Source organism: Streptomyces sp. NPDC047974 (genome assembly GCF_040653375.1).
Classification (GTDB): Bacteria; Actinomycetota; Actinomycetes; order Streptomycetales; family Streptomycetaceae; genus Streptomyces.
In genome coordinates this window covers 125,500-151,340 of record NZ_JBEZNU010000007.1, presented here as the reverse complement: position 1 = coordinate 151,340, position 25,841 = coordinate 125,500, and the positions used below count along the sequence as shown (strand labels likewise).

The window sequence follows — 25,841 nt, the reverse complement described above, 5'->3', positions numbered from 1 at the left end:
GCCCCGGCCGTCGCGCTCCTCGCCGCCGCGTTCTCCGTGCTCCCCGCCGCCACGCCCGCGCACGCCGACGCCATCCGCGACCGCCAGTGGGGCCTCGACACCCTCCGTACGGAGGAGGCCTGGCGCACCACCAAGGGCGAGGGCGTCACCGTCGCCGTCCTCGACACCGGTGTCGACGCCGACCACCCGGACCTCGCCGGCTCCGTCCTGCCGGGCAAGGACTTCATCGGCTTCGGCGCCGCCGAGGGCGACGCCCACTGGGCCCGGCACGGCACCGCCATGGCCGGCATCATCGCCGGCCACGGCCACGGCTGGGCCGAGGACAGCGGCGTCCTCGGCATCGCCCCCGGCGCCCGCGTGCTGCCCGTCCGGGTCATCCTGGAGGGCAAGGACAAGGCCCGCGAGAAGGCCCGCAAGACCCGCGGCACCGCCCTCGCCGAGGGCATCCGCTGGGCCGCCGACCACGGCGCCGACGTCATCAACCTCTCTCTCGGCGACGACTCGGAGTCCGCCCACCCCGACCCCGGCGAGGACGCCGCCGTCCAGTACGCCCTCGCCAAGGGCGTCTCCGTGGTCGCCTCCGCCGGCAACGGCGGCGAGAAGGGCGACCACGTCTCCTACCCGGCCGCCTACCCCGGCGTCATCGCCGTCACCGCCGTCGACCGCTTCGGCACCCGCGCCTCCTTCTCCACCCGCCGCTGGTACGCCACGGTCAGCGCGCCCGGCGTCGACATCGTCATCGCCGATCCGGACCGCAAGTACTACGAGGGCTGGGGCACCAGCGCCGCCGCCGCGTTCGTCTCCGGCGCCGTCGCCCTCGTCCGCTCCGCCCACCCCGACCTGACCCCCGCCCAGGTCAAGAAGCTCCTCGTGGACACCGCCCGCGACCGGCCCGAGGGCGGCCGCAGCGACGCGAAGGGCTACGGCACGGTCGACCCGGCCGCCGCCATCGAGGCCGGCGCCGCCCTGAAGGCCGGCGACCCGAAGAACGCCACCACCGGCTACCGGGGCCAGTACTTCGGCCAGGGCCCCGTCGCGGCCGAGGAGGAGAGCGGCGCCCCGGGCCTGCTCGCCCCGCTCGCCGGCGGCCTCGGCGCGCTCCTGCTGCTGGCCGCCGTCGTCCTCCACCGGACCGGCCGCGTCCGCTGACCGCCGGGCCGTTAGGCTCGGGGCGTGGAGCTCAAGAACATCCCCGACCCCGGTTTCTCCGACGACGACGGCACCGCCGACCCGGCGCTCGCCGCGGCCCTCGCGGCCTGGGCGGCGGACAGAACCGCCCACGGCCCCGTCCTGGAGGCGCTGCGCGGCGCCCGGCTCCTCGTCCCCGTCGTCGCCGTGCTCGGCGAGGTGGAGACCGACCCGGAGACCGGGCTGAAGCGGGAGAAGACCAGCGACATGGCGGTTCCGACGCTGACCGCCGGCGACCGGCGCGGGCTGCCCGCCTTCACCTCGATCGCCTCGCTCGCCCTGTGGGACCCGGCCGCCCGGCCCGTCGCCGTCCCGCTCCGGCAGGCGCTCGCCGCCCTCGTCCACGAGAAGGCCGACACCCTGGTCCTCGACATGGCGGGCCCGGTGCCGTACCAGGTGAGCGGCACCGCGCTGCTGGCCCTCGCCGAGGGCCGCACCAGCACCGACCCGCTGGACGACCCGGCGGTGCGGGACGCGGTGCGCGCCGCCCTCGCCGCCGAGCCGGCCGTCCTCCGCGCCCACCTCGGCCCCGGCTCCGCCGACGGCACCCTCGCCCTGGTCCTCGCCGGGGACGCGGCCCCGGCCGAGACCGCCCAGCGGGTGGCCCGGGCGCTGGCGGCCGACGAAACACTGAGGGCCCGCCTGGTGCGGGGCCTCGACCTGGCACTGCTGCCGGCCGCGGCCACCCCTCCGGGCGAGCCCTTCTACGTAAGGGACCGGTCGTAAGGACCGGCCGTGAGGGACCGGTCGTAAGGACCGGTCGTGAGGGACCGGCCGTGAGGGACCGGTCCCGGCGGACCGGTCCTAGCCGTACACGGCGCCCGTGTACTTCTCGCCCGGGCCCTGGCCCGGCTCGTCCGGGGCGATCGACGCCTCGCGGAAGGCGAGCTGGAGGGACTTCAGGCCGTCGCGCAGCGGGGCGGCGTGGAAGGACGAGATCTCCGTGGTGCTCGCGTCGAGGAGGCCCGCGAGCGCGTGGATCAGCTTGCGCGCCTCGTCGAGGTCCTTGTGCTCGTCGCCCTCCTCGGTGAGGCCGAGCTTGACCGCGGCGGCGCTCATCAGGTTGACGGCGACGGTCACGATCACCTCGACCGCCGGGACCTCGGCGATGTCACGGGCCATGGCCTCGAAGTCGGGGTTGTCGTCGGTCCGGCCGGGGGCGGTCGTGGACTCGTTCTGGGGGGTCTCGCTCATGCCCCACACGATAAGCGGGCGGACGGTTCGCGCCGACCGCCGGGTCCTGCTAACCTTGTGTAACGACCGGCCGGACACCTGTGTGCCCGGCCCACAAGTGGAGGCTCCGATCTCCCACCTGACCGCCCTCACGGGCGGCGGGTCACCGGTCAGGTGGCGCCCATCGTTCCGTACGGACGATGGAGCCGCCCGATGTGCGCCCCGCGGTTGACCGTGGTGGTGCTCCGGTTTGCCTTGGAGCCCCGCCTGTGTCCCGTCCGGGGCATTTTTTGTGCACCCGCTCGGTTGGTCTCAGTGATTTCACGTGACGTGTCCGTCCGCCAAGGCGGTCGCGTGGTGCTACCGAGGAGGATCCATCAGCGCCGAGCCCCGCATCAACGAGCGGATTCGCGTTCCCGAGGTGCGTCTTGTCGGCCCCAGCGGCGAGCAGGTGGGCATCGTCCCCCTTGCCAAGGCCCTGGAGCTCGCGCAGGAGTACGACCTCGATCTTGTCGAGGTCGCGGCGAACGCCCGTCCGCCCGTGTGCAAGCTCATGGACTACGGGAAGTTCAAGTACGAGTCGGCCATGAAGGCCCGTGAGGCGCGCAAGAACCAGGCGCACACGGTCATCAAGGAGATGAAGCTCCGGCCGAAGATCGACCCGCACGACTACGACACCAAGAAGGGTCACGTCGTCCGGTTCCTCAAGCAGGGCGACAAGGTCAAGATCACGATCATGTTCCGTGGTCGTGAGCAGTCCCGGCCCGAGCTCGGCTACCGCCTCCTGCAGCGCCTCGCCGAGGACGTCCAGGAGCTTGGCTTCATCGAGTCCAACCCGAAGCAGGACGGCCGGAACATGATCATGGTTCTGGGTCCGCACAAGAAGAAGACCGAGGCCATGGCCGAGGCGCGCGAGGCCCAGGCCGCGCGCAAGGCGGAGCGCCAGGGCATCGCGCCCGAGGCCGCCGCCCCGGCCGCCGCCGAGGAGACTTCGGTCGACACGTCGGCCGAGAACGCCGAGGCGTGATCGGAGGGGCTGCCCCCGTGGCAGCCCCCGGGTCCCGCCCGGACCACCACACGAAGGATTGACGCTCCCGGTTCTCCGGTGCCCGCACCGGGGGAGCGCCACTGACGAGGAGATAACGGCGCTATGCCGAAGAACAAGACGCACTCCGGTGCCAAGAAGCGCTTCAAGGTCACCGGCTCCGGCAAGATCCTGCGCGAGCGCGCCGGCAAGCGCCACCTGCTCGAGCACAAGTCGTCCAAGCTGACGCGTCGCCTCACCGGCAACGCCGAGATGGCCCCGGGTGACGCCGCCAAGATCAAGAAGATGCTGGGCATCTGAGCTTGATCTCCCGCCCTCGGCCCCCGAGGGCATCCGGCCAAGACCGGGACCCATCCGTTTTCCGGGTCGTGTGAACACACCACGGCCCCGCTACAAGGAGTAAGAAGTGGCACGCGTCAAGCGGGCAGTCAACGCCCACAAGAAGCGCCGGGCGATCCTCGAGCAGGCCTCCGGCTACCGCGGTCAGCGTTCGCGCCTGTACCGCAAGGCCAAGGAGCAGGTCACCCACTCGCTGGTCTACAACTACAACGACCGCAAGAAGCGCAAGGGCGACTTCCGTCAGCTGTGGATCCAGCGCATCAACGCCGCTGCCCGCCAGAACGGCATGACGTACAACCGCCTCATCCAGGGTCTGAAGGCCGCCAACATCGAGGTGGACCGCAAGATCCTCGCCGAGCTGGCCGTCAACGACACCAACGCGTTCGCCGCGCTGGTCGAGGTCGCGCAGAAGGCCCTCCCGGCCGACGTCAACGCCCCGAAGGCCGCCGCCTGATCTTCCAGGCCGCAGTACTTCCGACCGGACCCGCAGGCCTCGCGCCTGCGGGTCCGGTGCGTTGACCGTCGTTCCCGCATCCCCGACGAGACCAGACAGAGAGCCGCAGGCACATGTCCACCCCCGAGCTGATCTCCCCGCGTTCCCCGCGCGTCGTCGCCGCCCGGCGGCTCGCCAAGCGCAACTTCCGGGGCAAGGACCGCCTCTTCCTCGCCGAGGGCCCGCAGGCCGTCCGCGAGGCCGTCGCGCACCGGGGCCCGGACGGCGCCCCCACCCTCGTCGAGCTCTTCACCACCGTCGAGGCCGCCGAGCGGTACGCCGCCATCGTCGAGGCCGCCCGCGCCGCCGGCGCACGCGTCCACCACGCCTCCGACGCCGTCCTCGCCGAGGTCTCCCAGACCGTCACCCCGCAGGGCCTCGTCGGCGTCTGCCGCTTCCTCGACTCGCCCTTCGAGACGATCCTCGCCGCGAAGCCCAAGCTGGTCGCCGTCCTCGCGCACGTCCGCGACCCCGGGAACGCCGGCACCGTGCTCCGCTGCGCCGACGCCGCCGGCGCCGACGCGGTGATCCTCACGGACGCCTCGGTCGACCTGTACAACCCGAAGTCGGTCCGCGCCTCCGTCGGCTCCCTCTACCACCTTCCCGTCGCCGTCGGCGTCCCCGTCGAGCAGGCCGTCGCGGGCCTCAAGGCCGCGGGCGTCCGCATCCTCGCCGCCGACGGCGCCGGTCAGGACGACCTCGACGACGAGCTCGACGCCGGCACCATGGGCGGCCCCACCGCCTGGATCTTCGGCAACGAGGCCTGGGGGCTGCCCGAGGAGACCCGCGCCCTCGCCGACGCCGTCGTCCGCGTCCCCATCCACGGCAAGGCCGAGAGCCTCAATCTCGCCACGGCCGCGGCGGTCTGCCTGTACGCCTCCGCCCGCGCCCAGCGCCCCCGCCGCACGGCCTGAACCACCCCGCCGGCCCACCCCGCGCCGTATCCCACGGCTGTGATTCGGCCACCCCGTGTGCCCTTCCGGCTCCCGCCGGTCACCCTCGCCCAGTAGAGTGACGCACTCGGGGCCCACTGCGGTACACGGAGGGGTGGGAGACGGGGATGACGGCCGGCACGGACAGTCCCGCGCGAACCGCACGGCGAGGCGGAGACGGGACGCGCGCGCCCGCGACCGAGCCCTGGCCCGGGATCGACCCCGACGACCTGCCCGACGGGCTCGTCGTCGCCGACGAGCACGGCCGGGTGGTCTGCTTCAACGCCGCCGCCAGCCGCATCACGGCCGTCCCGGTCGCCGAGGCGCTCGGCCGGCCCCTCGACCAGGCGCTGCCCCTGGAGGACCTCAAGGGGCACCGCTGGTGGCCCCTCACCGACCCGTACGGCGGCCTCGCCACCCGGCGCGGCCAGCCCGAGCGGAACCTCCTCCTGCCCGGCGGCCGCGAGGTCCTCGTCTCCGCCCGCTACGTCCGCGAGCACCCCACCGGACCCGTCCGGCGGGTCGTCGTCTCGCTGCGCGGCACCGAGGCCCGCCGCCGCTCCGAGCGCAGCCACGCCGAACTCATCGCCACCGTCGCCCACGAACTGCGCTCCCCGCTCACCTCCGTCAAGGGCTTCACCGCCACCCTCCTCAGCAAGTGGGAGCGGTTCACCGACGAGCAGAAGCGGCTGATGCTGGAGACCGTCGACGCCGACGCCGGCCGCATCAAACGGCTCATCGCCGAGCTCCTCGACATCTCCCGGATCGACGCGGGCCGCCTGGAGGTCCGCCGCCAGCCCGTCGACATCACCGCCGCCGTCGGCCGCCACATCCAGGTGCACACCACCGGCGGTCAGGCCCCCGACCGCTTCTTCGTCCGGACCCGCCCCGGACTGCCCGCGCTCTGGGCCGACCCCGACAAGATCGACCAGATCCTCGGCAACCTCCTGGAAAACGCGGTGCGCCACGGCGCCGGAACCGTCACCATCGAGGTGGCGCCCCGCACCGCGGGCGACGACGGCACCGGCGAGGAGGGGACGGAGGTCACCGTGAGCGACGAAGGACCGGGCATCCCCGAGGAGTCCATGAACCGCGTCTTCACGCGCTTCTGGCGCGGCAGCAAGCGCGGCGGCACCGGACTCGGCCTCTACATCGTCAAGGGCCTCGTCGAGGCCCACGGCGGCACCATCACCGTCGGACGCGGCCCGCGCGGCGGGGCCGAATTCCGATTTATCCTGCCCGTCGGCGCCCCGGCCCATCTCGTCTGACGTCTCACCCACCGAGACCCGACGGGATCCAGAGCCACCGGGGCCCCCACGGGCTCATCAGCGTGTCCCCACCCCGTTAGACTCGACCTTTGGCACGTTTGCGCCCTTGTCGTCTGTCGTCGAACCGGGGTCGCCCCAGCCAAGCCCAACGGAAGCACGGGAAGAGATGTCGGCACCCAATAAGTCGTACGACCCGGTCGAGGTCGAAGCCTTGAAACCGGAAGAGATCGAGCGCATGCGGGACGAGGCGGTCGCCGCCTTCGCCGCCGCGGGCGACCTCGACGAGCTCGCGCACGCCAAGACCGCCCACACCGGCGGCACCTCGCCGCTCGCCCTCGCCAACCGCGAGATCGGCGCGCTGCCCCCGCAGGCCAAGGCCGCGGCCGGCAAGCTCGTCGGGCAGGCCCGCGGTGTCGTCTCCAAGGCGCTCGCCGCCCGCCAGACCGAGCTCGAGGCCGAGCGCGACGCCCGCGTCCTCGTCGAGGAGGCCGTCGACGTCACCCTGCCGTACGACCGGATCCCGGCCGGCGCCCGCCACCCGCTGACCACGCTGATGGAGCGCGTCGCCGACGTCTTCGTCTCCATGGGCTACGAGGTCGCCGAAGGCCCCGAGGTCGAGGCCGAGTGGTTCAACTTCGACGCCCTGAACTTCGTGCCGGACCACCCGGCGCGGCAGATGCAGGACACCTTCTTCGTCCAGGGCCCGGAGGGGACGACCGGCGACGAGTCGGGCGTCGTGCTCCGCACCCACACCTCGCCGGTCCAGGCCCGCACCCTCATCGACCGGGAGCCCCCGGTCTACGTGGTGTGCCCCGGCCGCGTCTACCGCACCGACGAGCTCGACGCCACGCACACCCCGGTCTTCCACCAGATCGAGCTGCTCGCCGTCGACGAGGGCCTCACCATGGCCGACCTCAAGGGCACCCTCGACCACATGGTCCAGGCGCTCTTCGGCGCGGACATGAAGACCCGGCTCCGCCCGAACTTCTTCCCGTTCACCGAGCCGTCCGCCGAGATGGACATGCTCTGCTACGTCTGCCGCGGCGAGTCCGTCGGCAACCCCGACCGTCCCTGCCGCACCTGCGGCAGTGAGGGCTGGATCGAGCTCGGCGGCTGCGGCATGGTCAACCCGAAGGTGCTGATCGCCTGCGGCGTGGACCCGGAGAAGTACAGCGGCTTCGCCTTCGGCTTCGGCATCGAGCGGATGCTGATGTTCCGGCACAACGTGGAAGACATGCGAGACATGGTCGAGGGTGACGTCCGGTTCACCCGGCCGTTCGGGATGGAGATCTGATGCGGGTCCCGCTTTCTTGGCTGCGGGAGTACGTCGACCTGCCGGCGACGGAGACCGGCCGCGACGTCCAGGCCAAGCTCATCACCGCCGGCCTCGAGGTCGAGACCGTCGAGCAGCTCGGCGCCGGCCTCACCGGCCCGCTGGTGGTCGGCAAGGTCCTCACGATCGAGGAGCTGACGGAGTTCAAGAAGCCCATCCGCTTCTGCACCGTCGACGTCGGCCAGGCCAACGGCACCGGCGAGCCCCAGGAGATCATCTGCGGCGCCCGGAACTTCGCCGTCGGCGACAAGGTCGTCGTGGCGCTGCCCGGCGCCGTCCTCCCCGGCGACTTCCGCATCGCCGAGCGCAAGACGTACGGCAAGGTCTCGCGCGGCATGATCTGCTCCAGCGAGGAGCTGGACATGGGCGAGGACCCGAACCACGGGATCATCATCCTGCCGCCCGAGCACGAGGTCGGCATCGACGCCACCGTCCTCCTGGAGCTGTACGACGAGGTCCTCGACATCGCCGTCACCCCGGACCGCGGCTACTGCCTGTCGATGCGCGGCGTCGCCCGCGAGGCCGCCATCGCGTACGGGCTGCCGCTGCGCGACCCGGCGCTCCTCGACGTGCCCGCGCCGAACTCGTACGGCTACCCGGTCCAGGTCGCCGACCCGATCGGCTGCGACCGCTTCACCGCCCGCACGGTCGTCGGCCTGGCCCCCGAGGCCCGGTCGCCGATCTGGCTGCAGCGCCGCCTCCAGAAGGCGGGCATGCGCCCGATCTCGCTCGCCGTCGACATCACCAACTACGTGATGCTGGAGCTCGGCCAGCCGCTGCACGCCTACGACCGCACCCGGATCGACGGCCCCATCGGGGTCCGCCGCGCCGAGGCCGGCGAGAAGATCACCACCCTCGACGGCACGGTCCGCGTCCTCGACGCCGCCGACCTGGTCATCACCGACAACCGCGGCCCCATCGGCATCGCGGGCGTCATGGGCGGCGCCGACACCGAGATCGCCGACCCGGTCATCGACGCCGAGACCGGCGCCGTCACCGGCTCCAGCGAGGTCGTCATCGAGGCCGCGCACTTCGACGCGATCTCGATCGCCCGCACGGCCCGCCGCCACAAGCTGTCCTCCGAGGCGTCCAAGCGCTTCGAGCGCGGCGTCGACCCGCAGGCCGCGGCCGCCGCGGCGCAGCGCTGCGTCGACCTGCTGGTGCTGCTCGCGGGCGGCACCGCCGAGGCCGGCGTCACCGAGATCGCCGCCCCGTCCGCGCCGCGCACCATCACCCTGCCGGCGAACCACCCCGACAAGGTCGCGGGTGTGGACTACGGCCGCGAGACCGTCGTCCGCCGCCTCCAGGAGGTCGGCTGCGACGTCTACGGCCAGGACGAGCTCGTCGTCACCGTGCCCTCGTGGCGCCCCGACCTGAACGAGCCGAACGACCTCGCCGAGGAGGTCATCCGCCTGGAGGGGTACGAGAACCTGCCCTCCACGCTGCCGAAGCCCCCGGCCGGCCGCGGCCTCACCGAGCGCCAGCGCGTCCACCGCCGGGTCGGCCGCGCGCTGGCCGGCGCCGGCTACGTCGAGGCCCTGAACTACCCCTTCATGGGGCAGCAGGTCCTCGACCAGCTCGGCTTCGACGCGGACGACGCCCGCCGCAAGGTCGTCACCCTCGTCAACCCGCTCTCCGACGAGGAGCCCGCGCTCCGCACCACGCTGCTCCCCGGCCTGCTCGGGGCGCTGCGCCGGAACGACAGCCGCGGCAGCCACGACCTGGCGCTCTTCGAGACCGGCCTGGTCTTCCGCCCCGAGGGCGAGCCGAGGGTCGCCGTCCGTCTCCCGGTGGACCGCCGTCCCACCGACGAGGAGATCGCCGGGGTCAACGCCGCGCTGCCCGCGCAGCCGCGCCGCGCCGCCGTCGTCCTCGCCGGCGCCCGCGAGCAGTCCGGCTGGTGGGGCAAGGGACGCCCGGCCGACTGGGCCGACGCGATCGAGGCCGCCCGCACCATCGCCGTCGAGGCCGGTGCGGAGCTGCTGATCGAGGCCGACCAGCACGCCCCGTTCCACCCGGGCCGCTGCGCCGCCTTCCACGTCGTGGTCGACGGGGTCAAGACCCTCGCCGGCCACGGCGGCGAGCTCCACCCGCGCGTCGTCAAGGCGCTGGGCCTGCCGGCCCGCTCCTGCGCGATGGAGCTGGACCTGGACGTCCTGGAGAAGGCGAGCGAGGGACCGGTCAAGGCCCCGCGCATCTCCGCCTTCCCGGTCGCCACCCAGGACGTCGCCCTGGTCGTCGACCAGGCCGTGCCGTCCGCCGAGGTCGAGTCCTACCTGGCCGAGGGGGCGGGCGAACTCCTGGAGTCCATCCGGCTGTTCGACGTCTACACCGGCGACCAGGTCGGCGAGGGCAAGAAGTCCCTGGCGTACGCGCTGAAGTTCCGCGCCGCGGACCGCACGCTCACCGTCGAGGAGGCCACCGCCGCCCGCGACGCCGCGGTCGCGCTGGCCGCCGAGCACACCGGTGCCGTGCTGCGCGGCGCCTGACGCCGACGGCGGTACGCCACGGAGGGCCGTCCCGGGATCCGTTCCCGGGGCGGCCCTCCGCCGTTCCCGCCCGGCCTGACAAGTCCGCGGAGGTGCGGTCCAATGGTGGTGGGAGCCGTCATGGACGTGGCCGTGGAAGTGGAGCGGGCCCGGGACGCCTTCGACCGCCAGGCGTGGTCGGACGCCTACCGCGCGCTCGCGGAGGCCGACCGGGCGGAGCCGCTCGGCCCCGACGACCTCGTCCGCCTCGCGACCGCCGCCTACCTGGTGGGCCGCGACGCCGAGAGCGGCGCCGCCACCGAGCGGGCCCACCACGCCTACCTGGGCCTCGGCGCGACCGCCCCCGCCGTGCGCTGCGCCTTCTGGGCGGCCCTCCCGCTGCTGCTGCGCGGGGAGACGGCCCGGGGCGGCGGCTGGCTCGCCCGCGCCGCGCGCCTCCTGGAGGACGACGGGCTCGACTGCGTGGAGCGGGGCTATCTGCTCTTCCCCCAGGGTCTGCGGCTCGTCCACAAGGACCCCCGGGCCGCGCACGCCCGCTTCGGCGAGGCCGCCGCGATCGGTGAGCGCTTCGGCGACCAGGACCTGGTGACGCTGGCCCGGCACGGCCAGGGCCGGGCGCTGGTCTACGCGGGCGACACCGCCGCCGGGACGGCCCTGCTCGACGAGGCCATGGTGGCGGTCAGCTCCGGCCGGCTCTCGCCGCTCGTCACCGGCCTCGTCTACTGCAGCGTCATCGAGGCCTGCGAGGAGCTCTTCGACCTGCGCCGCGCCCAGGAGTGGACGGCGGCGCTCTCCCACTGGTGCTCCGCCCAGCCGGACCTGGTGCCCTACCGGGGCCAGTGCCTGGTCCACCGCTCCCACGTCCTGCAGACGCACGGCGCCTGGCCGGACGCCCTGGACGAGGCGCGGCGGGCCCGCGAACGGCTCGCCGGGACGCCGGGACGGGCGGTCCTCGGCACGGCGCTGTACCAGGAGGCCGAGCTGCACCGGGTGCGCGGCGCCTTCGCCCGTTCCGAGGAGGCGTTCCGGCAGGCCGGCGCGTGCGGGCACCGGGCCCAGCCGGGCCTCGCCCTGATGTGGCTGGCCCAGGGCCGGGTCGACGCGGCGGCCGCGGCCATCCGCGCCGCCCTGGCCGAGACGCCGGACCGGCTGCGCCGGGCGCGGCTGCTCGCCCCGTACGCGGAGATCATGCTGGCGGCCGGGGACGCGGCGGCCGCCCGGGAGGCCGTCGACGAGCTGACGCGCACCGCGGGAGAGCTCGGCGCCCCGCTCCTCGCGGCGGTCGCCGCGCATGCCCGCGGGGCCGTGCTCCTGGCGGAGGGCGAGCCCGCCGGGGCCCTGGACGCCCTCCTGGAGGCGGGGGGGATCTGGGACGAGATCGACGCCCCGTACGACCGGGCCCGTACCCGGGTGCTCCTGGGGCTCGCCCGGCGGCGGCTCGGCGACGCGGGCACGGCGCGGCTCGAACTGGACGCGGCCCGTCAGGCCTTCCGGGAGCTCGGCGCGACCCCCGACCTGGCCCGGCTCGACGCGCTGACCCGGAGGGAGCCGGAGACCGCCACCGGGCTCAGTCCCCGGGAGGTGGAGGTCCTGCGGCTCGTCGCCACCGGCCGCACCAACCACGCCATCGCCGCCGATCTGGTGCTCAGCGAGAAGACCGTGGCCCGGCACCTGAGCAACATCTTCGGCAAGCTCGGCCTCTCCTCCCGCGCGGCGGCCACCGCGTACGCCTACGAACACGATCTGGTCGGCCGGCGGTGGGCAGAATGACCCATCGCCGCCGCCCGGGCGATTGGGGCGTTCGCCCGAAGCGCCGCCGTCCCCGGATCCCTAGGGTCGGACACAGAGAGGCAGCCGGGCTCGGACACGCACGAGGAGGCCCGCCATGAACCGCACCGGCAGGATGGAACGCATCGAGACGGTCGTCATCGGCGCAGGTCAGGCCGGTCTCTCCACCGGCTACCACCTCGCCCGGCACCGCCGGCCGTTCGTCGTCCTCGACGGCGGCGCCCGCGTCGGCGACAACTGGCGCTGCCACTGGGACTCGCTGCGGCTGTACAGCCCGGCGAAGATCGCCTCCCTGCCGGGGATGCGCTTCCCGGCGCCGCCGATGTCCTTCCCCACCAAGGACGAGATGGCCGACTTCCTGGAGACGTACGCCGAGACCTTCCACCTGCCGGTCCGCACCGGCGAGCGCGTCACCCGCCTCGCCGGGACGGACGGCGGGTACGTCGTCGAGACCGGCACCACGACCTACGTCTGCGACCACGTCGTCGTCGCCTCCGGCACCTTCGGCCGCACCCCGTACGTCCCCGGCTTCGCCGCCGGGCTCGACCCGCGCATCACCCAGCTGCACTCCAGCGCCTACCGGAACCCCGGGCAGCTGAGCCCCGGCGGCGACCTCGCGTACGAGGCCGGGAAGGGAGGCCATCCGACGGTGCTGAGCGGCACGATCCACGGCGAGGTGCCCTTCGACATCCACGGCCGGGCGGCGCACGCGGTCTTCCCGGTGCTGTGGTTCCTGGCCCGGCACCTGCTGACCCTGCGCACGCCGATCGGCCGGCGGATGCGCCCCGAGGTCAGGGAGCACGGCGGCCCGCTGATCCGCGTCAAGAAGGCCGACCTCACCGGCGCCGGGGTCGAACTCGTCCCCGAGCGGACCGTCGGCGTGCGCGACGGACTGCCCGTCCTGGACGGCGGCCGGGTCCTCGACGTCACCAACGTCGTCTGGTGCACCGGCTTCCGCCAGGACTTCTCCTGGATCGACCTGCCCGTCACGGGCGAGGACGGCTGGCCCCTGGAGCACCGCGGCGTCGTCGACACCGCGCCCGGTCTGTACTTCGTCGGCCTCGCCTTCCAGTACGCCTTCGCCTCCATGCTCATCGGCGGCGCGGGCCGGGACGCCGAGTATGTCGTGCGCCACCTGGTGGGGCACCCGCGCTCCGGGAGCGTCGCGGAGCGGCGCGAGGCGGCGCACGCCTGACGGCCCCGCGCCCCCTGCCCTGATCACCCGTGCGGACCTCCCGTGTCTGTGCGGGTGGCGTGGGCCTGGCGCGGGGCGGCGCGCCGGGGGCGCTCACTCCTTCGGGTGAGATCGCCGGGGGCTGTTCCCCTGCGGTCCGTACGGTCGGCAGAATCGACGCGGCCACAGGGGCGGACCTGTGTGCCGCAGGGCCTGCGGGCGCTGTCGGGGCTCGGGAAGGGCCGTACATGATCCGTACCAGCCGTAGCGGCCGCGGCCGTACCGGGACCGCCCTCGGCGCCCGGCTCCGCGGGACCGCCCCGCTCGCGCTCCCCGTCGGCTGGGGGGCGGTGGCGGTGGCCTGGAAGTTCGGCTGCCCGCTGGCCCGGCAGCCGGGGCTGCCGATGCGGATCGCGACCAGCATCGTCTTCCTCACCGTCGGCACGGGCCTGATCCTCGGGGTGCGGTGGCAGCTGCGGCGCGAGCTGGCGCGGGTGCGGGCCGTCGCCGAGGCGACCCAGCAGGTGCTGCTGCGCCCCCCGCCCGCCCGGCTCGACGGACTCGCCCTGGCCGCCGGGCAGTTGTCGGCGACCCGCGGCGCCTCGGTCGGCGGCGACCTGTACGAGGCGGTGGCGACCCCGTACGGCGTGCGGATCGTGATCGGAGACGTACGCGGCCACGGGCTGGCCGCCCTGGGCGCGGTCGTCGCGGTCCTGGGGAGCTTCCGGGAGGCCGCCCACGACGAGGCCGAACTCGGCGGGGTGCTGCGGAGACTGGAGCGGGCGCTGCAGCGGCACCTGCGGGAGCGGGCGCGCGACGAGCACCCGGCCGGCGGCGGAGGCGCGCCCGAGCACCCGGTGGCCGAGGAGTTCGTGACGCTGCTGCTCCTGGAGGTCCGCGCCGACGGCCGGCTCGCCGTCCTCGACTGCGGCCACCCCGCCCCGTACCGGCTCGGCGACCGGGTGGAGCGACTGCCGGTGGGGGAGCCGCTGCCGCCGCTCGGCGTGCTGCCGCTGCCGGCCGCACTCGTCCCGTACACCGGCGCCCGGCTGCTCGCCGGCGAGACGCTGGTGCTGCACACCGACGGGGCGGAGGAGGCGCGCGACGACCGGGGCCGCTTCTTCGGCCTGGAGGCCGTGCTCGCCCGGAGCGCCGGCCGGCCGCCCGAGGGCGTCGTCCGCCAGGTCCACCAGGCGCTGCTCCGGCACACCGGCGGCCGCCTCGACGACGACGTGGCCCTGCTCGTCGTCCGCAACGACCGCGTCCGCGTGCCGGCGCAGCCCGCCGAACCCGGGCTGCGCCGGCCCCGGCCCGCTCCCTCCACCCACTGCTGAGCGGAGGGTCCGGGGGTACGGGCGCCGCCCGCCCCGCCACGGAGTGTCGGGCAGATCGGCGGGGCGGGCGACGCGGACCGGGCGGCCGCACTGTACGAGGGGGAGCCGGCGGCCCGGTCGTTCCTCGCCTTCCCGGCGAGGAAGCCCAGTCAACCGGTACGGCCCCGGCGGCGGCAGCGCGCACGGACCGGAAGAACGGGTACTTCATTCACACCCCGTGCGAAATCGCACCGGGCGAATTCGGCCACCGCTAGGCTGAGTTCACCGAGCGACCGGAGGGGCCATGCAGCCCAACACCCTGCTCGACGCCCTCCTGGACGAGGCGGGCGTCTCCCACGCCGGGCTCGCCGACCGTGTGAACCGGGCCGGACGGGCCAGGGGACTTGCCCTGCGTTACGAACACACCGCCGTGGCACGGTGGTTGAAGGGACAGCGGCCGCGCGGCCAGGTGCCCGACCTGATCTGCGAGGTGCTCGCGGCCCGGCTGCGCCGGCCCGTCACCCTCGACGACATCGGGCTCGGCGTGCCCGCCGGCGGGCCGCCCGCGCCCGGCACCCCGCTGAACGGCTTCGTCGACCGGGCGACCGCGCTGTGGCGCTCGGACGAGCAGCAGCGCCCGTACCTCGCGTGCGCGCCCGCGGTGACCGGCACGCCCGCGGTGATGCCGGTGTGGGAGTGGGAGAACCCGCCGGAGGACACGGACGTCTCCCGTACCGGCCTGACCCGGGTCGAACCCGCCGACATCGCCCTGCTCAGCGCGGCCCGCGCCCACTACGAGCAGATGTACCGCAAGGCCGGCGGCATCGCGACCCGCGCCCGGATCGTCGGCTTCCTCACCACCGAGGCCGCCCCCCGGCTGCGCGGCTCGTACAGCGACGCCCTGGGCCGCTCCCTGCACCGCGCCACCGGCGGGCTGGTGGCGGTGGCCGGAATCTGCGCCTACGACGCCGACGCCCACGGGCTCGCCCAGCGCTACTTCCACCAGGCGCTGCGGCTCGCCAAGGCCAGCGGGGACCGGGCCTTCGGCGCCTACGTGGTGGCGCTGATGGTCAACCAGTCGCTGCTCCTCGGGGAGTTCCGCCAGGCGGTGGCCTTCGCGGAGGCGGCGCTGCGGGCCGCGGACGGGACCATCACCCCGGCGCTCGCCGCCGATCTGACGGCGATGCAGGCGAAGGCGTACGCCCGGCTCGGCGACGGGGCGGCGGCGCTCGGCTGCATCCTGCGGGCCGAGCGGGCGGCGGACCGGATCACGCCGGCGGCGGAACCGGCCGAGACCGGCTACGTCCAGCCGGGGCTCGTCAACGTACAGGTCGCCGAGGCCCTCCTCAGTCTGGGTGATCTCGCGGGGGCGTACGAGCACGCGGCGCGGGCGGCCGGGACGCCCTCGCACGACCGGGGCCGGGTGCACCGGCTCGCGCTGCTCTGCCAGGTCGAACTGCGGCAGGGCGAGGCGGAATCGGCGGCGCGGACGGCGGTCGAGATGACCGAGCGGGCGCGCGGGATGGAGTCGCGCCGGCTGCGGGACCGGCTCCGGCAGGCCCGGGAGCACCTCCTCGCCTGTGACACGGGGGACGCCCGGGAGGCGGCGGCGCTGATCGACGGGGCGCTGCGCGTTCCGCTCTGACCGTTCAGCTGCTGCGATATTGCCACCGAACACGCGCCTACCAGTCGGAAGGTGGCAAGAACGTGCAGTGGACGAAACTGAGTGAACGCTCCGTCTATGAAAACCGTTGGTTCCGAGTGAACCTCGCGGACGTCGAACTCCCGGACGGCCGCCACCTCGACCACTATCTGATCCGACTCCGCCCCGTCGCCGTCGCGACCGTCGTCAACGACGCCGACGAGGTCCTGATGCTCTGGCGCCACCGCTTCATCACCGACAGCTGGGGCTGGGAGCTGGCCGCCGGCGTCGTCGAGGACGGCGAGACCCCCGAGGCCGCCGCCGCCCGCGAGATGGAGGAGGAGACCGGCTGGCGGCCGGGGCCGCTGCGCCACCTCCTCACCGTCGAGCCCTCCAACGGGCTCAGCGACGCCCGGCACCACCTCTACTGGACCGAACGGGCCACCTGGACCGGTCCGCCGGCCGACGGCTTCGAGTCCTCGCGGCGCGCCTGGGTGCCGCTGAAGGAGGTCCCGGAGCTGATCGCCCGCGGCGAGGTCCCGGCGGCGAACATGGCGGCCGGGCTGCTGATGCTGCACCACCTGCGGCTCGGCTGACGTCCCGGGAGCGGGGCCGGAGGCGGAAAAGACGGAACGGCTCGTACCTGTGCGGGGGTGCGAGCCGTTCCTGCCGCGGAGAGCGACAACAGGGGGACGCCGGGGGCGTCGGGGTGGGTCAGGCGTAGACGTAGAAGCCCGAGCCCGTCTTGCGGCCGAGCCGGCCCGCGTCGACCATCCGCTGGAGCAGCGGGGGAGCGGCGTACAGCGGCTCCTTGAACTCGGAGTACATCGAGTCGGCGATCGAGACGATCGTGTCCAGGCCGATGAGGTCCGAGAGCTTCAGCGGGCCCATCGGGTGGGCGCAGCCGTACTCCATGCCGTTGTCGATGTCCTCGCGGCTCGCGATGCCGGACTCGAACATCCGGATCGCGGAGAGCAGGTACGGCACGAGCAGGGCGTTCACGACGAAGCCGGAGCGGTCCTGGGCGCGGATCGCGTGCTTGCCGAGCAGCTTCTCGGCGAAGGCCTGCGCCCGGCTGATGGTGCCCTCGGAGGTGGTGAGGGCCGGGATCAGCTCGACGAGCTTCTGCACCGGGGCCGGGTTGAAGAAGTGGATGCCGATGACGTGGTCGGGGCGGGAGGTCGCCACGGCCAGCTTCACCAGCGGGATCGAGGAGGTGTTCGAGGCCAGGATGGCGTCGGTCCGGGTCAGGACCTGGTCGAGCACCTGGAAGATCTCGGTCTTGACCTGCTCGTTCTCGACGACCGCCTCGATGACGAGGTCGCGGTCGGCGAACTCCCCGAGGTCGGTCGTGAAGGACAGGTTGGCCAGGGCCGCGTCCCGCTCCTCCTCGCTGATCTTGCCGCGTTCGGCGGCCTTGGTCAGCGAGTTCAGCAGCCGCGTGCGGCCGATCTCCAGCGCCTCGCCGGTGGTCTCGGCCACCTTCACCTGGAGACCGCTCCGGGCACACACCTCTGCGATGCCCGCGCCCATCTGGCCGCAGCCCACCACTCCGACGCGCTCAATGTCGGCCATGGAGTCCGTCACCTCGTGCCTTTCGCTCTTCTCTGGCGGCGAGCCCCCGTGTGATTCCGGTGCGCACGCCTCGACCCCATGACGTTACTCCGATTCGCGCGATGATCGATCGGTCGGAGGCGGGCATGCTGTCCCCGGGGGTGTGACGTGTCCGACAGCTGAGGGGTACAAGTGCGGCCTATCGGGAGAAGAGGGTTTGTGACGACCGCCACGGGAGCGGCATTCGCCGTCGTGGGGAGCGGCGCTCCGGGCGCCGCCGCGGAGCGTCGCGGGGTACGCGGACGGGACCCGGCCCCGGAGCCGCGAGCGGACCCGGTGACGGAGTCGGGGACGGAGCCCGGAGCGGACCGGGCCGCGGAGGCGGCGGCCGACGGCTTCCGGTTCCGGGGCGTGTGGGTGGCGACCGTCGCCAACCGCGACTGGCCGTCCCGCGCCGGCCTCTCCGCCCGGGAGCAGAAGGCCGAGCTCCTCGCCCACCTGGACAAGGCCGTGGAGCGGCGGCTCAACGCGGTCGTCCTCCAGGTGCGGCCCACCGCCGACGCCCTGTGGCCCTCGCCGCACGAGCCCTGGGCGCAGTGCCTCACCGGCACGCAGGGCCGCGACCCCGGCTGGGACCCGCTGGGCACGGCGGTCGCCGAGGCCCATGCGCGGGGCCTGGAGCTGCACGCCTGGTTCAACCCGTACCGTGTGGCGAACCACACGGATCCGGCCCGGCTCGCCGCCTCCCACCCGGCCCGGCGCCACCCCGACTGGACCGTGGCCTACGGCGGGAAGCTCTATTACGACCCCGGGCTGCCCGAGGTCCGGCGCTTCGTCCAGGACGCGATGCTCGACGCGGTCCGCCGCTACGACCTCGACGCCGTCCACTGGGACGACTACTTCTACCCGTACCCGGTGGCGGGGGAGCGCTTCGCGGACGACGGCGCCTACGCCCGCCACGGCGCGGACTTCCCCGACCGCGCGGACTGGCGGCGGCACAACACCGACCTGCTGGTCTCGGAGATGTCCGCGCGGATCAAGGAGATCAAGCCCGGCCTCGCCTTCGGCGTCAGCCCCTTCGGGGTGTGGCGGAACCGCGCCGACGACCCCGCGGGCTCCGACACCCGGGGCGGGGTGGCGACCTACGACGACCTGTACGCGGACACCCGCAAGTGGATCCGGGAGGGGTGGATCGACCACGTGGTGCCGCAGCTGTACTGGCACATCGGCCACTCCGCCACCGACTACACCACGCTCCTCGACTGGTGGAACGCGACGGTAAAGGGTACGGGCGTCGGCCTCTACGTCGGCGAGGCGCTGTACAAGGCGGGCGACCCGGACCAGCCCGAGGCGTGGCAGGACCCGCGGGAGCTGTCACGGCACCTCGCGCTGGCCGCCGGGCGGCCGGGCGTCGGCGGGCACTGCTACTTCGCGGCGACCGAGGTCGCACGGGACCGCAACGGCGCCCTCGCGGCCGCCGTGGCCGACCACTACCCGGTGCGGGCCCGCGGGCCGCGCGCCGCGAGCCCGGAGTCCGCTCCCTAGTGCTGCTCGCCGTGGTGACGGACGACGGTGTCGGGACCGGGCGACATCAGCGCCTCGTGACCGTCGTCGTCGAACCTGACCTTGTACGGGGGAGCGCCGTTCTCCCCCTTCACCTCGAGGACCTGGGCCGTACGGTCGTGCTGACCTACGGTCCGGCCGTGCACCAGCAGCTTGTCGCCCACACTCGCCTGCATCGGTGACCTCCTCGCGCGCGTAGGGCCTCTGTCTGTCATTGTGACGCAGGTCACCGCTCTCCGTCGCGTCAGCTCTTCGCGCGCTGGGTCACCGCGATGCAGACGAGCACGCCGACCGCCGCGGCCGGCGCGGCCGGCGGCAGGGACTCGCCCAGCAGGAAGACCGACCAGAACAGCGTCAGGAGCGGTTGGGCGAGCTGGAGCTGGCTGGCGCGCGGGATGCCGATCGCCGCCATGCCGCGGTACCAGACGTACAGGCCGAAGAAGGTGGAGCCGGCCGCCACCCAGACCAGGCCGATCACGCCGTGGGCGGTGAGGTGCACCGGTTCGAGGGCGAGGGCCACCGCCGAGGCCGGGACCATCAGCGGCAGGCACAGCACCAGCGCCCAGCCGATCACCTGCCAGCCCGGCATCAGCCGGGCGAGCCGGCCGCCCTCGGTGTAGCCGGCGGCGCAGACGAGGAGCGCGCCGAAGAGGTAGAGGTCACCGGTGGAGAGCGCGCCGCCGCTCTGCTGGACGGTAAACGCGATCACGACGGCGGCGCCGGCGCCGGCGGCGGCCCAGAAGGTGCGCGACGGACGGCGGCCGGTCCGCACGGCGGCGAGGGCGGCCGTGGCGAGCGGCAGCAGGCCCACGACGACGGCGGCGTGCGAGGTCGTGGAGGTCTGCAGGGCGAGCGTGGTCAGCAGCGGGAAGCCCACCACCACGCCGCCGGCGACCACCGCGAGCCCCGCCCAGTGGCGGCGCTCCGGCAGCGGGACCCGGCCGGCCAGCAGGAAGGCGCCGGCGATCAGCGCGGCGAGCGTGGAGCGCACGGCCACCAGCGACCAGGGGCCGAAGCTCTCCAGGCCCCACACCGTCGAGGGGAAGGTCAGCGAGAAGGAGACCACGCCGAGGAGCGCGAGGAGGGTGCCCTGGCTTCCGGGGGCCGCCGCGGCCACCGGAGCGCTTTCCGGCCTGGCGTCGACCGCTATCGTCATCGGGGCAGTAGCGCTATTCTGTGCTCTCATGCATGAGCGTAGCAGTGTGGCCGAACTGGCGAAAACCCTGAAAGCGGAGCTCGACCGCTACTCTCCAGGTGGAAAGCTGCCGTCGAGTCGGGCCCTCGTCGAACGCCACCACGTCTCCCCGGTGACCGTCACCCGCGCCCTCGCCCGGCTCGCCGCCGAGGGCCTGGTCGTCACCCGGCCCGGCGCCGGCGCCTTCAAGGCCGAGGCACCCGCCCCGGCCGCCACCGGCGACACCTCCTGGCAGGAGCTGGCCCTCAGCGCCGACGCCGCCACCGAACTCGTCCCCCGCGCCGTCGACGCCTCCGGCGTCCTCGTCACGCTCGCCGCGCCCCCGCCCGGCGTCGTCGAGTTCAACGGCGGCTACCTCCACCCCTCCCTCCAGCCCGAACGGGCCCTGGCCGCCGCCCTCGCCCGGGCCGGCCGCCGCCCCGGCGCCTGGGGTCGGCCGCCCTCCGACGGCCTCACCGAACTCCGCGAGTGGTTCGCCCGCGAGATCGGCGGCGGCGTCACCGGCGCCGAGGTCCTCATCACCGCCGGCGGCCAGTCCGCCCTCACCACCGCGCTCCGCGCGCTCGCCGCGCCCGGCACCCCCGTCCTCGTCGAGTCGCCCACCTACCCCGGCATGCTCGCCGTCGCCCGCGCCGCCGGACTGCGCCCGGTGCCGGTGCCCACCGACGCCGACGGCATCCGCACCGACCTCCTCGAAGCCGCCTTCCGTGCCACCGGCGCCCGCGTCCTCGTCTGCCAGCCGCTCTTCCAGAACCCCACCGGCGCCGTCCTCCCGCCCGAGCGCCGCCGCGAGGTCGTCCGCATCGCGCGCGCCGCCGGCGCCTTCGTCGTCGAGGACGACTTCGCCCGCCGGCTCGTCCACGAGGACGCCCCGCCGCTGCCCGCGCCGCTCGCCGCCGACGACCCCGACGGCGTCGTCGTCCACGTCCGCTCCCTCACCAAGATCACCTCGGCGAGCCTCCGGGTCGGCGCGCTCGCCGCCCGCGGCCCCGTCCTGGAGCGCCTCCGCGCCATCCAGGTCGTCGACAGCTTCTTCGTCCCCCGCCCCCTCCAGGAGGCCGCCCTGGAACTCGTCGGCGCCCCCGCCTGGTCCCGCCACCTGAGGACCGTCTCCCAGGAGCTGAAGGCCCGCCGCGACAACCTCACCGCCGCCGTCACCCTCCGTCTCCCCGAACTCGCCCTGCCCCACATCCCTTCCGGCGGCTACCACCTCTGGCTCCGGCTCCCCGACACCCTCCCCGAGCCCGCCCTCCTCGCCGCCGCCCTCCGCGCCGGCGTCGCCGCCGCCCCCGGCCGGCCCTACTTCTGCGCCGAACCGCCGGCCGGCCACATCCGGCTGAGTTTCGCGGGTGTCGCCGGGCCCACGGAGATCACCGAGGGCGTCCGCAGGCTCCGCACCGCCATGGACGAACTCCTTCCGTGACGCCCGCCGGGCCGGGCCGGCCGCGCGCGACCACCCCGCCGGCCCGGAAAACCCGCCTGACACGCGCCCGCGGCTTCGGCATCCTCCAGCCATGACCGAGACCACCACCGGCACCTTCCACGGGCCGTACGAGATCTCCGCCGACCCCGCCCGCATCGACGCCGCCCGCGTCCACCACTGGATCTCCACCGACACCTACTGGGGCGTCGGCCGGCCACGGGAGAAGCAGGACAGGGCCATCGCCGGCTCGCTCAACTTCGGCGCCTACCACCGGGACACCGGCGAGATCGCCGCCTACGCGCGCGTGGTCACCGACGGCGCCACCTTCGCCTGGCTCTGCGACGTCTACGTCGACCGCCCCGCCCGCGGTGCCGGCCTCGGCACCGCCCTGGTCGACGCCGCCCTCGACCACCTGGAGGAGACGTACGGACTCCGCCGGATGCTGCTCTCCACCGCGGACGCCCATGGCGTCTACGAGAAGGTCGGATTCAGGCCACTGGAGAATCCGGACAAGTGGATGGCTCTCGGGCACCAGTGAAGCGGGGCCTCCCGGTCCCCCCGCCGCGCCCCTTGACCCGTGGCCCCACCGGCCTCACGATCGCGGCCATGGGTCTTCGGGTCACGCTGGTCGCGGCGGCGCGCAGTTCCTCCCTGCTCGCCGAACGCTTCGACGACGACCGGCCGCTCGACGAGGCCGGATGGTACGAGGTGCAGCAGGCCGCGCCCGCGCTCCTCCCGCTCGGCGCCGCCGAACTCCGCTACTGCGCGCCGACACCGCGCAGCCGCGCCACCGGCACCGCCCTCGGCTACGCCCCGCTCGCCCAGCCCGCGCTGCGCGACTGCGACATGGGCCGCTGGCGCGGCCTCACCCTCGCCGAGGTCGCCGCCCTCGAACCGGCCGCCGTCGACGCCTGGCTCGCCGACGCCCGCTCCGCCCCGCACGGCGGCGAACCCCTCCTCGCCTTCATCTCCCGCATCGGCAACTGGCTCGACACCCGCCCCGCCGACGACGTCACCGTCGTCGCCGTCGCCGAACCCTCCGTCGTCCGCGCCGCCCTCGTCTACGCGCTCCGCGCCGCCCCCGCCACCTACTGGAGCGTCGACGTCCGCCCCCTGTCGACCGTCACCCTCGTCGGCCGCCCCGGCGCCTGGCACCTCCACCTGGACGCGCCCGCGCTGCGCTGACCGGCGCGACGGGCGGGCGGCCGGGGCGGAGCGGCTAGCCTGGGGGCACGATGAACCGTTTGACCACGCCATGGGGCGACGTCACCCTCACCCGCCACCCCGAGGACCCGCGCGATCCGCTGCGCGCCTGGGACGCGGCCGACGAGTACCTGCTGAACCACCTCGCCGAGACCGGCACCGGCCTCTCCGGCACCGTCGCCGTCCTCGGCGACCGCTGGGGCGCGCTCGTCACCGCGCTGACGGCCGCCGGGCCCGGGGAGCTCGTCCAGATCTCCGACTCGTACCTCGGCCGGGAGGCCACCCGCGCCAACCTCGCGCGGGCCGGCGCCGCCCCCGGCACCGTCCGGCTCCTTACCACCCAGGACCCGCCGCCCGCCCGGATCGACGTCCTGCTCGTCCACGTCCCCAAGAGCCTCGCGCTCCTGGAGGACCAGCTGCACCGGCTCGCCCCCGCCGTGCACGAGGGGACGGTGGTCGTCGGCACCGGCATGGTCAAGGAGATCCACACCTCCACCCTGACCCTCTTCCAACGGATCCTGGGCCCCACCCGCACCTCGCTCGCGGTGAAGAAGGCCCGGCTGATCCACACCACCCCGGACCCGTCCGCCGAGCCCGGGCCGAACCCGTGGCCGTACCGGTACGCGCTCCCCGCCGACACGCCCGCCCCGGCGCTCGCCGGCCGCACGGTCGTCAACCAGGCGGGCGTCTTCTGCGCCGACCGCCTCGACATCGGCACCCGCTTCCTCCTCGGCCACCTGCCGACGGACCTCGGCCACGCGCGCGTGGCGGACCTCGGCTGCGGCAACGGCGTCGTGGGCCTCGCCGTCGCCCTCGCCGAGCCCGACGCCGAACTGCTCTTCACCGACGAGTCGTACCAGGCCGTCGCCTCCGCCGAGGAGAACTTCCGCACCCACGCGGGGGAGGGCCGCACGGCGGAGTTCGCCGTCGCCGACGGGCTCGCGGACGTCCCCGAGGGCACCCTCGACCTCGTCCTCAACAACCCGCCGTTCCACAGCCACCAGGCCACCACGGACCGCACCGCCCGCCGGATGTTCTCCGACGCGCGCAGGGCGCTGGCGCCCGGCGGCGAACTGTGGGTCGTCGGCAACCGCCACCTCGGCTACCACGTCACCCTCCGCCGCATCTTCGGCAACAGCGAACTGGTCGCGAGCGACCCGAAGTTCGTGGTGCTGCGCGCGGTACGGCGCTGACGCCTCACGCCTCGGGGAAGACCAGGTCCAGGGCCCGGACCTGCTCCTCGCCGGTCGTGACGTCGACGCCGACGATCCGGTCCCGGCGGAACGCGAACGCCAGCGCCGCGACGGGCCGTCCGGCCTCGGACGCCACCACCCCGACGGCGCCGTCCACCAGCACGGGCCGGACCAGCGCGCCCGGCCGCGCCAGCGCCGCCGCCGCGACGGCCACGGCGGCGGCCCCGTGCACCGGCCCCCGCTCCCCGTGGAGGACCGCCTCCGGATCCAGGAGTACGGCGAGGGCGGCGGCGTCCCGCGCGCGTGCGGCCGCCAGGAAGGCGTCCACCAGCCGCCGCCCCGGGGGCGCCTCCGGCGGCGCTCCGCCGCCGCGCAGCCGCTCCCGCGCCCACCGGGCCCGCCGGGCGGCCTCGGCCGCGGAGCCGCCCATGACCCGGGCGGCCTCGCCGGGCGCCAGCCCGAACACGTCGTGAAGGAGATACGCGACCCGCTCGCGGGACCCGAGCCGGCCGAGCACGGCGAGGAACCCCAGCAGCACGGCGTCGTCCGCACCGTCGTACGACAGCCCGCCCCCGATCCCGCTGTCGGCCTCGATCCCGCGGTCGGTCCCGGCGCCGCGGTCGGTCCCGGCGCCGCGGTCGTGCCCGGTCCCGCTTCCGTCCACCCCGCGCGCGTGCCCGCTGCCCTCGCGGCACGCGCGGATCACCAGGGCCGTCAGCCAGAGCCCCGCGAGGCCCGGTGTGTCCGTACCGAGGCCGTCCCTGACCCGGGCGAGGACGGCCTCCGCCTCCCGTTCCGCCCCGCCGCCCAGGAACCGCAGGGCCACCCCGCGCAGCCGCTCCTCGTCGGCGTCGAACCGCGCGCCCAGCGCGGTCACCACAGCGTCGTCCTGCATGGGGCCTCGATTCTCGTCAGGTGCCGTCACCGGACTGACGGTCCGCCGGCGGCCGTTGTGACGCCGCCCCCGGCGAGCGCCCCGCCGACGCCTCGGCGAGCAGCAGACAGACGGCCGCGGCCCCCACGAGTCCCAGGACGCCGGGCCCCACATAGCCGGGCCCGTCGTCGGTCGCGTACGTCCCGCCGCCGCTCCGCACGCAGACGTACCGGGGCGGGAGGTACGAGACCCGGTGCCCGACGACGTCTCCCGCCGCCTCCGGCGCGCCGGCGACCCGGCAGGGCCGGATCGGGAACGCGTCGGTCCCGCTGTCGTCCGTGGACAGCACCGCCAGGCCGACCCCGAGCAGCCCCCAGGCGTACAGCGCCGCCGCGCCCGCCGCCGCCAGGGCGGCCCCGCACCGCAGGCGGGTGTCCCGGTCGGCCCTCCGCACCCCGACCCGGCCGAGGCGGCCGAAGCCGTGGCCGGCCAGCCCGAAGGACAGGAGGAGCACGACCACCAGCAGCCCGAGGATCACCATCCGACGACCTCATCGGCACGGACCGCGGGACGCCATGACGGAGGCCACAGTTCCGGCGGGGGGACCGCAGGCGCGTGCGTCCGGCCGCCGGGTCGCCTCGGCCGTTCAGGAGCTGCCG

At 74.6% G+C, this 25,841-nt stretch carries 25 protein-coding genes; 19 read left to right on the top strand and 6 right to left on the bottom strand.

From position 1 onward, the window contains the following. Positions 1 to 36 precede the first annotated feature (36 nt). Together mycP and AB0E19_RS12945 are read left to right on the top strand one after the other, a co-directional pair. Entirely contained in the window at positions 37 to 1,149 is a 1,113-nt protein-coding gene (mycP, locus tag AB0E19_RS12950) for a type VII secretion-associated serine protease mycosin (RefSeq protein WP_362178065.1), read from the top strand. Between the two features lie 24 nt (positions 1,150 to 1,173). Continuing rightward, positions 1,174 to 1,914, top strand: coding sequence for an SseB family protein (locus AB0E19_RS12945; protein WP_362177706.1), 741 nt, complete (start codon positions 1,174 to 1,176; stop codon positions 1,912 to 1,914). A gap of 78 nt (positions 1,915 to 1,992) precedes the next feature. Here AB0E19_RS12945 and AB0E19_RS12940 read toward each other — a convergent pair whose 3' ends face one another. Beyond that, complete coding sequence (locus tag AB0E19_RS12940; RefSeq protein WP_362177703.1) at positions 1,993 to 2,382, bottom strand: DUF1844 domain-containing protein; 390 nt, start codon at positions 2,380 to 2,382, stop codon at positions 1,993 to 1,995. A 304-nt stretch (positions 2,383 to 2,686) separates the two neighbouring features. Here AB0E19_RS12940 and infC point away from each other — a divergent pair, with 304 nt between their 5' ends. The 12 genes from infC (at position 2,687) to AB0E19_RS12880 (ending at position 16,773) form a co-directional block, all read left to right on the top strand. Then, positions 2,687 to 3,388, top strand: coding sequence for a translation initiation factor IF-3 (infC, locus tag AB0E19_RS12935; RefSeq protein ID WP_362177700.1), 702 nt, complete (start codon positions 2,687 to 2,689; stop codon positions 3,386 to 3,388). A gap of 123 nt (positions 3,389 to 3,511) precedes the next feature. Then, positions 3,512 to 3,706 (top strand): 50S ribosomal protein L35, encoded by a 195-nt coding sequence (gene rpmI / locus AB0E19_RS12930; protein ID WP_015032399.1) that lies wholly within the window; start codon positions 3,512 to 3,514, stop codon positions 3,704 to 3,706. A 106-nt stretch (positions 3,707 to 3,812) separates the two neighbouring features. Continuing rightward, positions 3,813 to 4,199, top strand: coding sequence for a 50S ribosomal protein L20 (gene rplT / locus AB0E19_RS12925; RefSeq protein WP_356895645.1), 387 nt, complete (start codon positions 3,813 to 3,815; stop codon positions 4,197 to 4,199). Positions 4,200 to 4,312: 113 nt separating this feature from the next. Continuing rightward, positions 4,313 to 5,152, top strand: coding sequence for an RNA methyltransferase (locus AB0E19_RS12920; RefSeq protein ID WP_360603833.1), 840 nt, complete (start codon positions 4,313 to 4,315; stop codon positions 5,150 to 5,152). A gap of 146 nt (positions 5,153 to 5,298) precedes the next feature. Further along, positions 5,299 to 6,438, top strand: coding sequence for an ATP-binding protein (locus AB0E19_RS12915; protein ID WP_362177694.1), 1,140 nt, complete (start codon positions 5,299 to 5,301; stop codon positions 6,436 to 6,438). Between the two features lie 166 nt (positions 6,439 to 6,604). Continuing rightward, complete coding sequence (pheS, locus tag AB0E19_RS12910) at positions 6,605 to 7,732, top strand: phenylalanine--tRNA ligase subunit alpha (protein WP_360603837.1); 1,128 nt, start codon at positions 6,605 to 6,607, stop codon at positions 7,730 to 7,732. After that, a complete protein-coding gene (pheT, locus tag AB0E19_RS12905) occupies positions 7,732 to 10,260 on the top strand; it encodes a phenylalanine--tRNA ligase subunit beta (protein ID WP_362177690.1) in 2,529 nt (842 codons plus the stop codon). Before pheS ends, pheT begins: the two co-directional genes overlap by 1 nt. 102 nt (positions 10,261 to 10,362) lie before the next feature. Continuing rightward, positions 10,363 to 12,030 carry a LuxR C-terminal-related transcriptional regulator gene (locus AB0E19_RS12900; protein WP_362177687.1) on the top strand — a complete coding sequence of 556 codons (1,668 nt, stop codon included), beginning with the start codon at positions 10,363 to 10,365 and terminating at the stop codon, positions 12,028 to 12,030. Positions 12,031 to 12,145: 115 nt separating this feature from the next. Next, positions 12,146 to 13,243 (top strand): NAD(P)-binding domain-containing protein, encoded by a 1,098-nt coding sequence (locus AB0E19_RS12895; RefSeq protein WP_362177684.1) that lies wholly within the window; start codon positions 12,146 to 12,148, stop codon positions 13,241 to 13,243. Between the two features lie 227 nt (positions 13,244 to 13,470). Beyond that, the gene (locus tag AB0E19_RS12890; protein ID WP_362177681.1) at positions 13,471 to 14,556 is read left to right on the top strand and encodes a PP2C family protein-serine/threonine phosphatase; all 1,086 of its coding nucleotides are present in this window, start codon (positions 13,471 to 13,473) and stop codon (positions 14,554 to 14,556) included. Positions 14,557 to 14,839: 283 nt separating this feature from the next. Next, positions 14,840 to 16,180 carry a transcriptional regulator gene (locus AB0E19_RS12885; RefSeq protein ID WP_362177678.1) on the top strand — a complete coding sequence of 447 codons (1,341 nt, stop codon included), beginning with the start codon at positions 14,840 to 14,842 and terminating at the stop codon, positions 16,178 to 16,180. A 62-nt stretch (positions 16,181 to 16,242) separates the two neighbouring features. Further along, positions 16,243 to 16,773: an NUDIX domain-containing protein gene (locus AB0E19_RS12880; protein WP_189949579.1), complete on the top strand. Its 531-nt coding sequence runs from the start codon at positions 16,243 to 16,245 to the stop codon at positions 16,771 to 16,773. Between the two features lie 118 nt (positions 16,774 to 16,891). On the opposite strand, the gene AB0E19_RS12875 is transcribed toward AB0E19_RS12880, so the two are convergent. Continuing rightward, positions 16,892 to 17,752: a 3-hydroxybutyryl-CoA dehydrogenase gene (locus tag AB0E19_RS12875; protein ID WP_362177674.1), complete on the bottom strand. Its 861-nt coding sequence runs from the start codon at positions 17,750 to 17,752 to the stop codon at positions 16,892 to 16,894. Positions 17,753 to 17,950: 198 nt separating this feature from the next. On the opposite strand from AB0E19_RS12875, the gene AB0E19_RS12870 reads away from it, so the two are divergent. Beyond that, positions 17,951 to 19,276: a family 10 glycosylhydrolase gene (locus tag AB0E19_RS12870; protein WP_362177671.1), complete on the top strand. Its 1,326-nt coding sequence runs from the start codon at positions 17,951 to 17,953 to the stop codon at positions 19,274 to 19,276. Here AB0E19_RS12870 and AB0E19_RS12865 read toward each other — a convergent pair. Both AB0E19_RS12865 and AB0E19_RS12860 read right to left on the bottom strand, forming a co-directional pair. After that, positions 19,273 to 19,470 carry a DUF1918 domain-containing protein gene (locus AB0E19_RS12865; RefSeq protein WP_362177668.1) on the bottom strand — a complete coding sequence of 66 codons (198 nt, stop codon included), beginning with the start codon at positions 19,468 to 19,470 and terminating at the stop codon, positions 19,273 to 19,275. The two genes, AB0E19_RS12870 and AB0E19_RS12865, sit on opposite strands and share 4 nt — an antisense overlap. Before the next feature lie 68 nt (positions 19,471 to 19,538). After that, the gene (locus AB0E19_RS12860) at positions 19,539 to 20,480 is read right to left on the bottom strand and encodes a DMT family transporter (RefSeq protein ID WP_362177665.1); all 942 of its coding nucleotides are present in this window, start codon (positions 20,478 to 20,480) and stop codon (positions 19,539 to 19,541) included. On the opposite strand from AB0E19_RS12860, the gene AB0E19_RS12855 reads away from it, so the two are divergent. The 4 genes from AB0E19_RS12855 to AB0E19_RS12840 all read left to right on the top strand — a co-directional run bounded on the left by AB0E19_RS12855 (position 20,479) and on the right by AB0E19_RS12840 (position 24,308). Beyond that, a complete protein-coding gene (locus AB0E19_RS12855; protein WP_362177662.1) occupies positions 20,479 to 21,912 on the top strand; it encodes a PLP-dependent aminotransferase family protein in 1,434 nt (477 codons plus the stop codon). The genes AB0E19_RS12860 and AB0E19_RS12855 overlap by 2 nt on opposite strands. A gap of 91 nt (positions 21,913 to 22,003) precedes the next feature. Further along, a complete protein-coding gene (locus tag AB0E19_RS12850; RefSeq protein ID WP_362177659.1) occupies positions 22,004 to 22,450 on the top strand; it encodes a GNAT family N-acetyltransferase in 447 nt (148 codons plus the stop codon). Between the two features lie 68 nt (positions 22,451 to 22,518). Next, positions 22,519 to 23,097: a histidine phosphatase family protein gene (locus tag AB0E19_RS12845; RefSeq protein WP_360603861.1), complete on the top strand. Its 579-nt coding sequence runs from the start codon at positions 22,519 to 22,521 to the stop codon at positions 23,095 to 23,097. A 50-nt stretch (positions 23,098 to 23,147) separates the two neighbouring features. After that, positions 23,148 to 24,308 (top strand): methyltransferase, encoded by a 1,161-nt coding sequence (locus AB0E19_RS12840; protein ID WP_362177655.1) that lies wholly within the window; start codon positions 23,148 to 23,150, stop codon positions 24,306 to 24,308. Between the two features lie 4 nt (positions 24,309 to 24,312). Here AB0E19_RS12840 and AB0E19_RS12835 read toward each other — a convergent pair whose 3' ends face one another. Then, positions 24,313 to 25,203, bottom strand: coding sequence for an RNA polymerase subunit sigma-70 (locus AB0E19_RS12835; RefSeq protein WP_362177652.1), 891 nt, complete (start codon positions 25,201 to 25,203; stop codon positions 24,313 to 24,315). Between the two features lie 16 nt (positions 25,204 to 25,219). Continuing rightward, positions 25,220 to 25,723 (bottom strand): hypothetical protein, encoded by a 504-nt coding sequence (locus tag AB0E19_RS12830; protein WP_362177649.1) that lies wholly within the window; start codon positions 25,721 to 25,723, stop codon positions 25,220 to 25,222. Positions 25,724 to 25,841 lie beyond the last annotated feature (118 nt).

What these genes read in the sequence shown, in the direction of transcription:
- AB0E19_RS12940 (WP_362177703.1), bottom strand. Translation starts at nt 2,382, where the DNA reads ATGAGCGAGACCCCCCAGAACGAGTCCACGACCGCCCCCGGCCGGACC.
- rpmI (WP_015032399.1), top strand. Translation starts at nt 3,512, where the DNA reads ATGCCGAAGAACAAGACGCACTCCGGTGCCAAGAAGCGCTTCAAGGTC.
- AB0E19_RS12920 (WP_360603833.1), top strand. Translation starts at nt 4,313, where the DNA reads ATGTCCACCCCCGAGCTGATCTCCCCGCGTTCCCCGCGCGTCGTCGCC.
- AB0E19_RS12915 (WP_362177694.1), top strand. Translation starts at nt 5,299, where the DNA reads ATGACGGCCGGCACGGACAGTCCCGCGCGAACCGCACGGCGAGGCGGA.
- pheS (WP_360603837.1), top strand. Translation starts at nt 6,605, where the DNA reads ATGTCGGCACCCAATAAGTCGTACGACCCGGTCGAGGTCGAAGCCTTG.
- pheT (WP_362177690.1), top strand. Translation starts at nt 7,732, where the DNA reads ATGCGGGTCCCGCTTTCTTGGCTGCGGGAGTACGTCGACCTGCCGGCG.
- AB0E19_RS12900 (WP_362177687.1), top strand. Translation starts at nt 10,363, where the DNA reads ATGGTGGTGGGAGCCGTCATGGACGTGGCCGTGGAAGTGGAGCGGGCC.
- AB0E19_RS12895 (WP_362177684.1), top strand. Translation starts at nt 12,146, where the DNA reads ATGAACCGCACCGGCAGGATGGAACGCATCGAGACGGTCGTCATCGGC.
- AB0E19_RS12890 (WP_362177681.1), top strand. Translation starts at nt 13,471, where the DNA reads ATGATCCGTACCAGCCGTAGCGGCCGCGGCCGTACCGGGACCGCCCTC.
- AB0E19_RS12885 (WP_362177678.1), top strand. Translation starts at nt 14,840, where the DNA reads ATGCAGCCCAACACCCTGCTCGACGCCCTCCTGGACGAGGCGGGCGTC.
- AB0E19_RS12875 (WP_362177674.1), bottom strand. Translation starts at nt 17,752, where the DNA reads ATGGCCGACATTGAGCGCGTCGGAGTGGTGGGCTGCGGCCAGATGGGC.
- AB0E19_RS12865 (WP_362177668.1), bottom strand. Translation starts at nt 19,470, where the DNA reads ATGCAGGCGAGTGTGGGCGACAAGCTGCTGGTGCACGGCCGGACCGTA.
- AB0E19_RS12855 (WP_362177662.1), top strand. Translation starts at nt 20,479, where the DNA reads ATGCATGAGCGTAGCAGTGTGGCCGAACTGGCGAAAACCCTGAAAGCG.
- AB0E19_RS12860 (WP_362177665.1), bottom strand. Translation starts at nt 20,480, where the DNA reads ATGAGAGCACAGAATAGCGCTACTGCCCCGATGACGATAGCGGTCGAC.
- AB0E19_RS12850 (WP_362177659.1), top strand. Translation starts at nt 22,004, where the DNA reads ATGACCGAGACCACCACCGGCACCTTCCACGGGCCGTACGAGATCTCC.
- AB0E19_RS12845 (WP_360603861.1), top strand. Translation starts at nt 22,519, where the DNA reads ATGGGTCTTCGGGTCACGCTGGTCGCGGCGGCGCGCAGTTCCTCCCTG.
- AB0E19_RS12840 (WP_362177655.1), top strand. Translation starts at nt 23,148, where the DNA reads ATGAACCGTTTGACCACGCCATGGGGCGACGTCACCCTCACCCGCCAC.
- AB0E19_RS12835 (WP_362177652.1), bottom strand. Translation starts at nt 25,203, where the DNA reads ATGCAGGACGACGCTGTGGTGACCGCGCTGGGCGCGCGGTTCGACGCC.
- AB0E19_RS12830 (WP_362177649.1), bottom strand. Translation starts at nt 25,723, where the DNA reads ATGGTGATCCTCGGGCTGCTGGTGGTCGTGCTCCTCCTGTCCTTCGGG.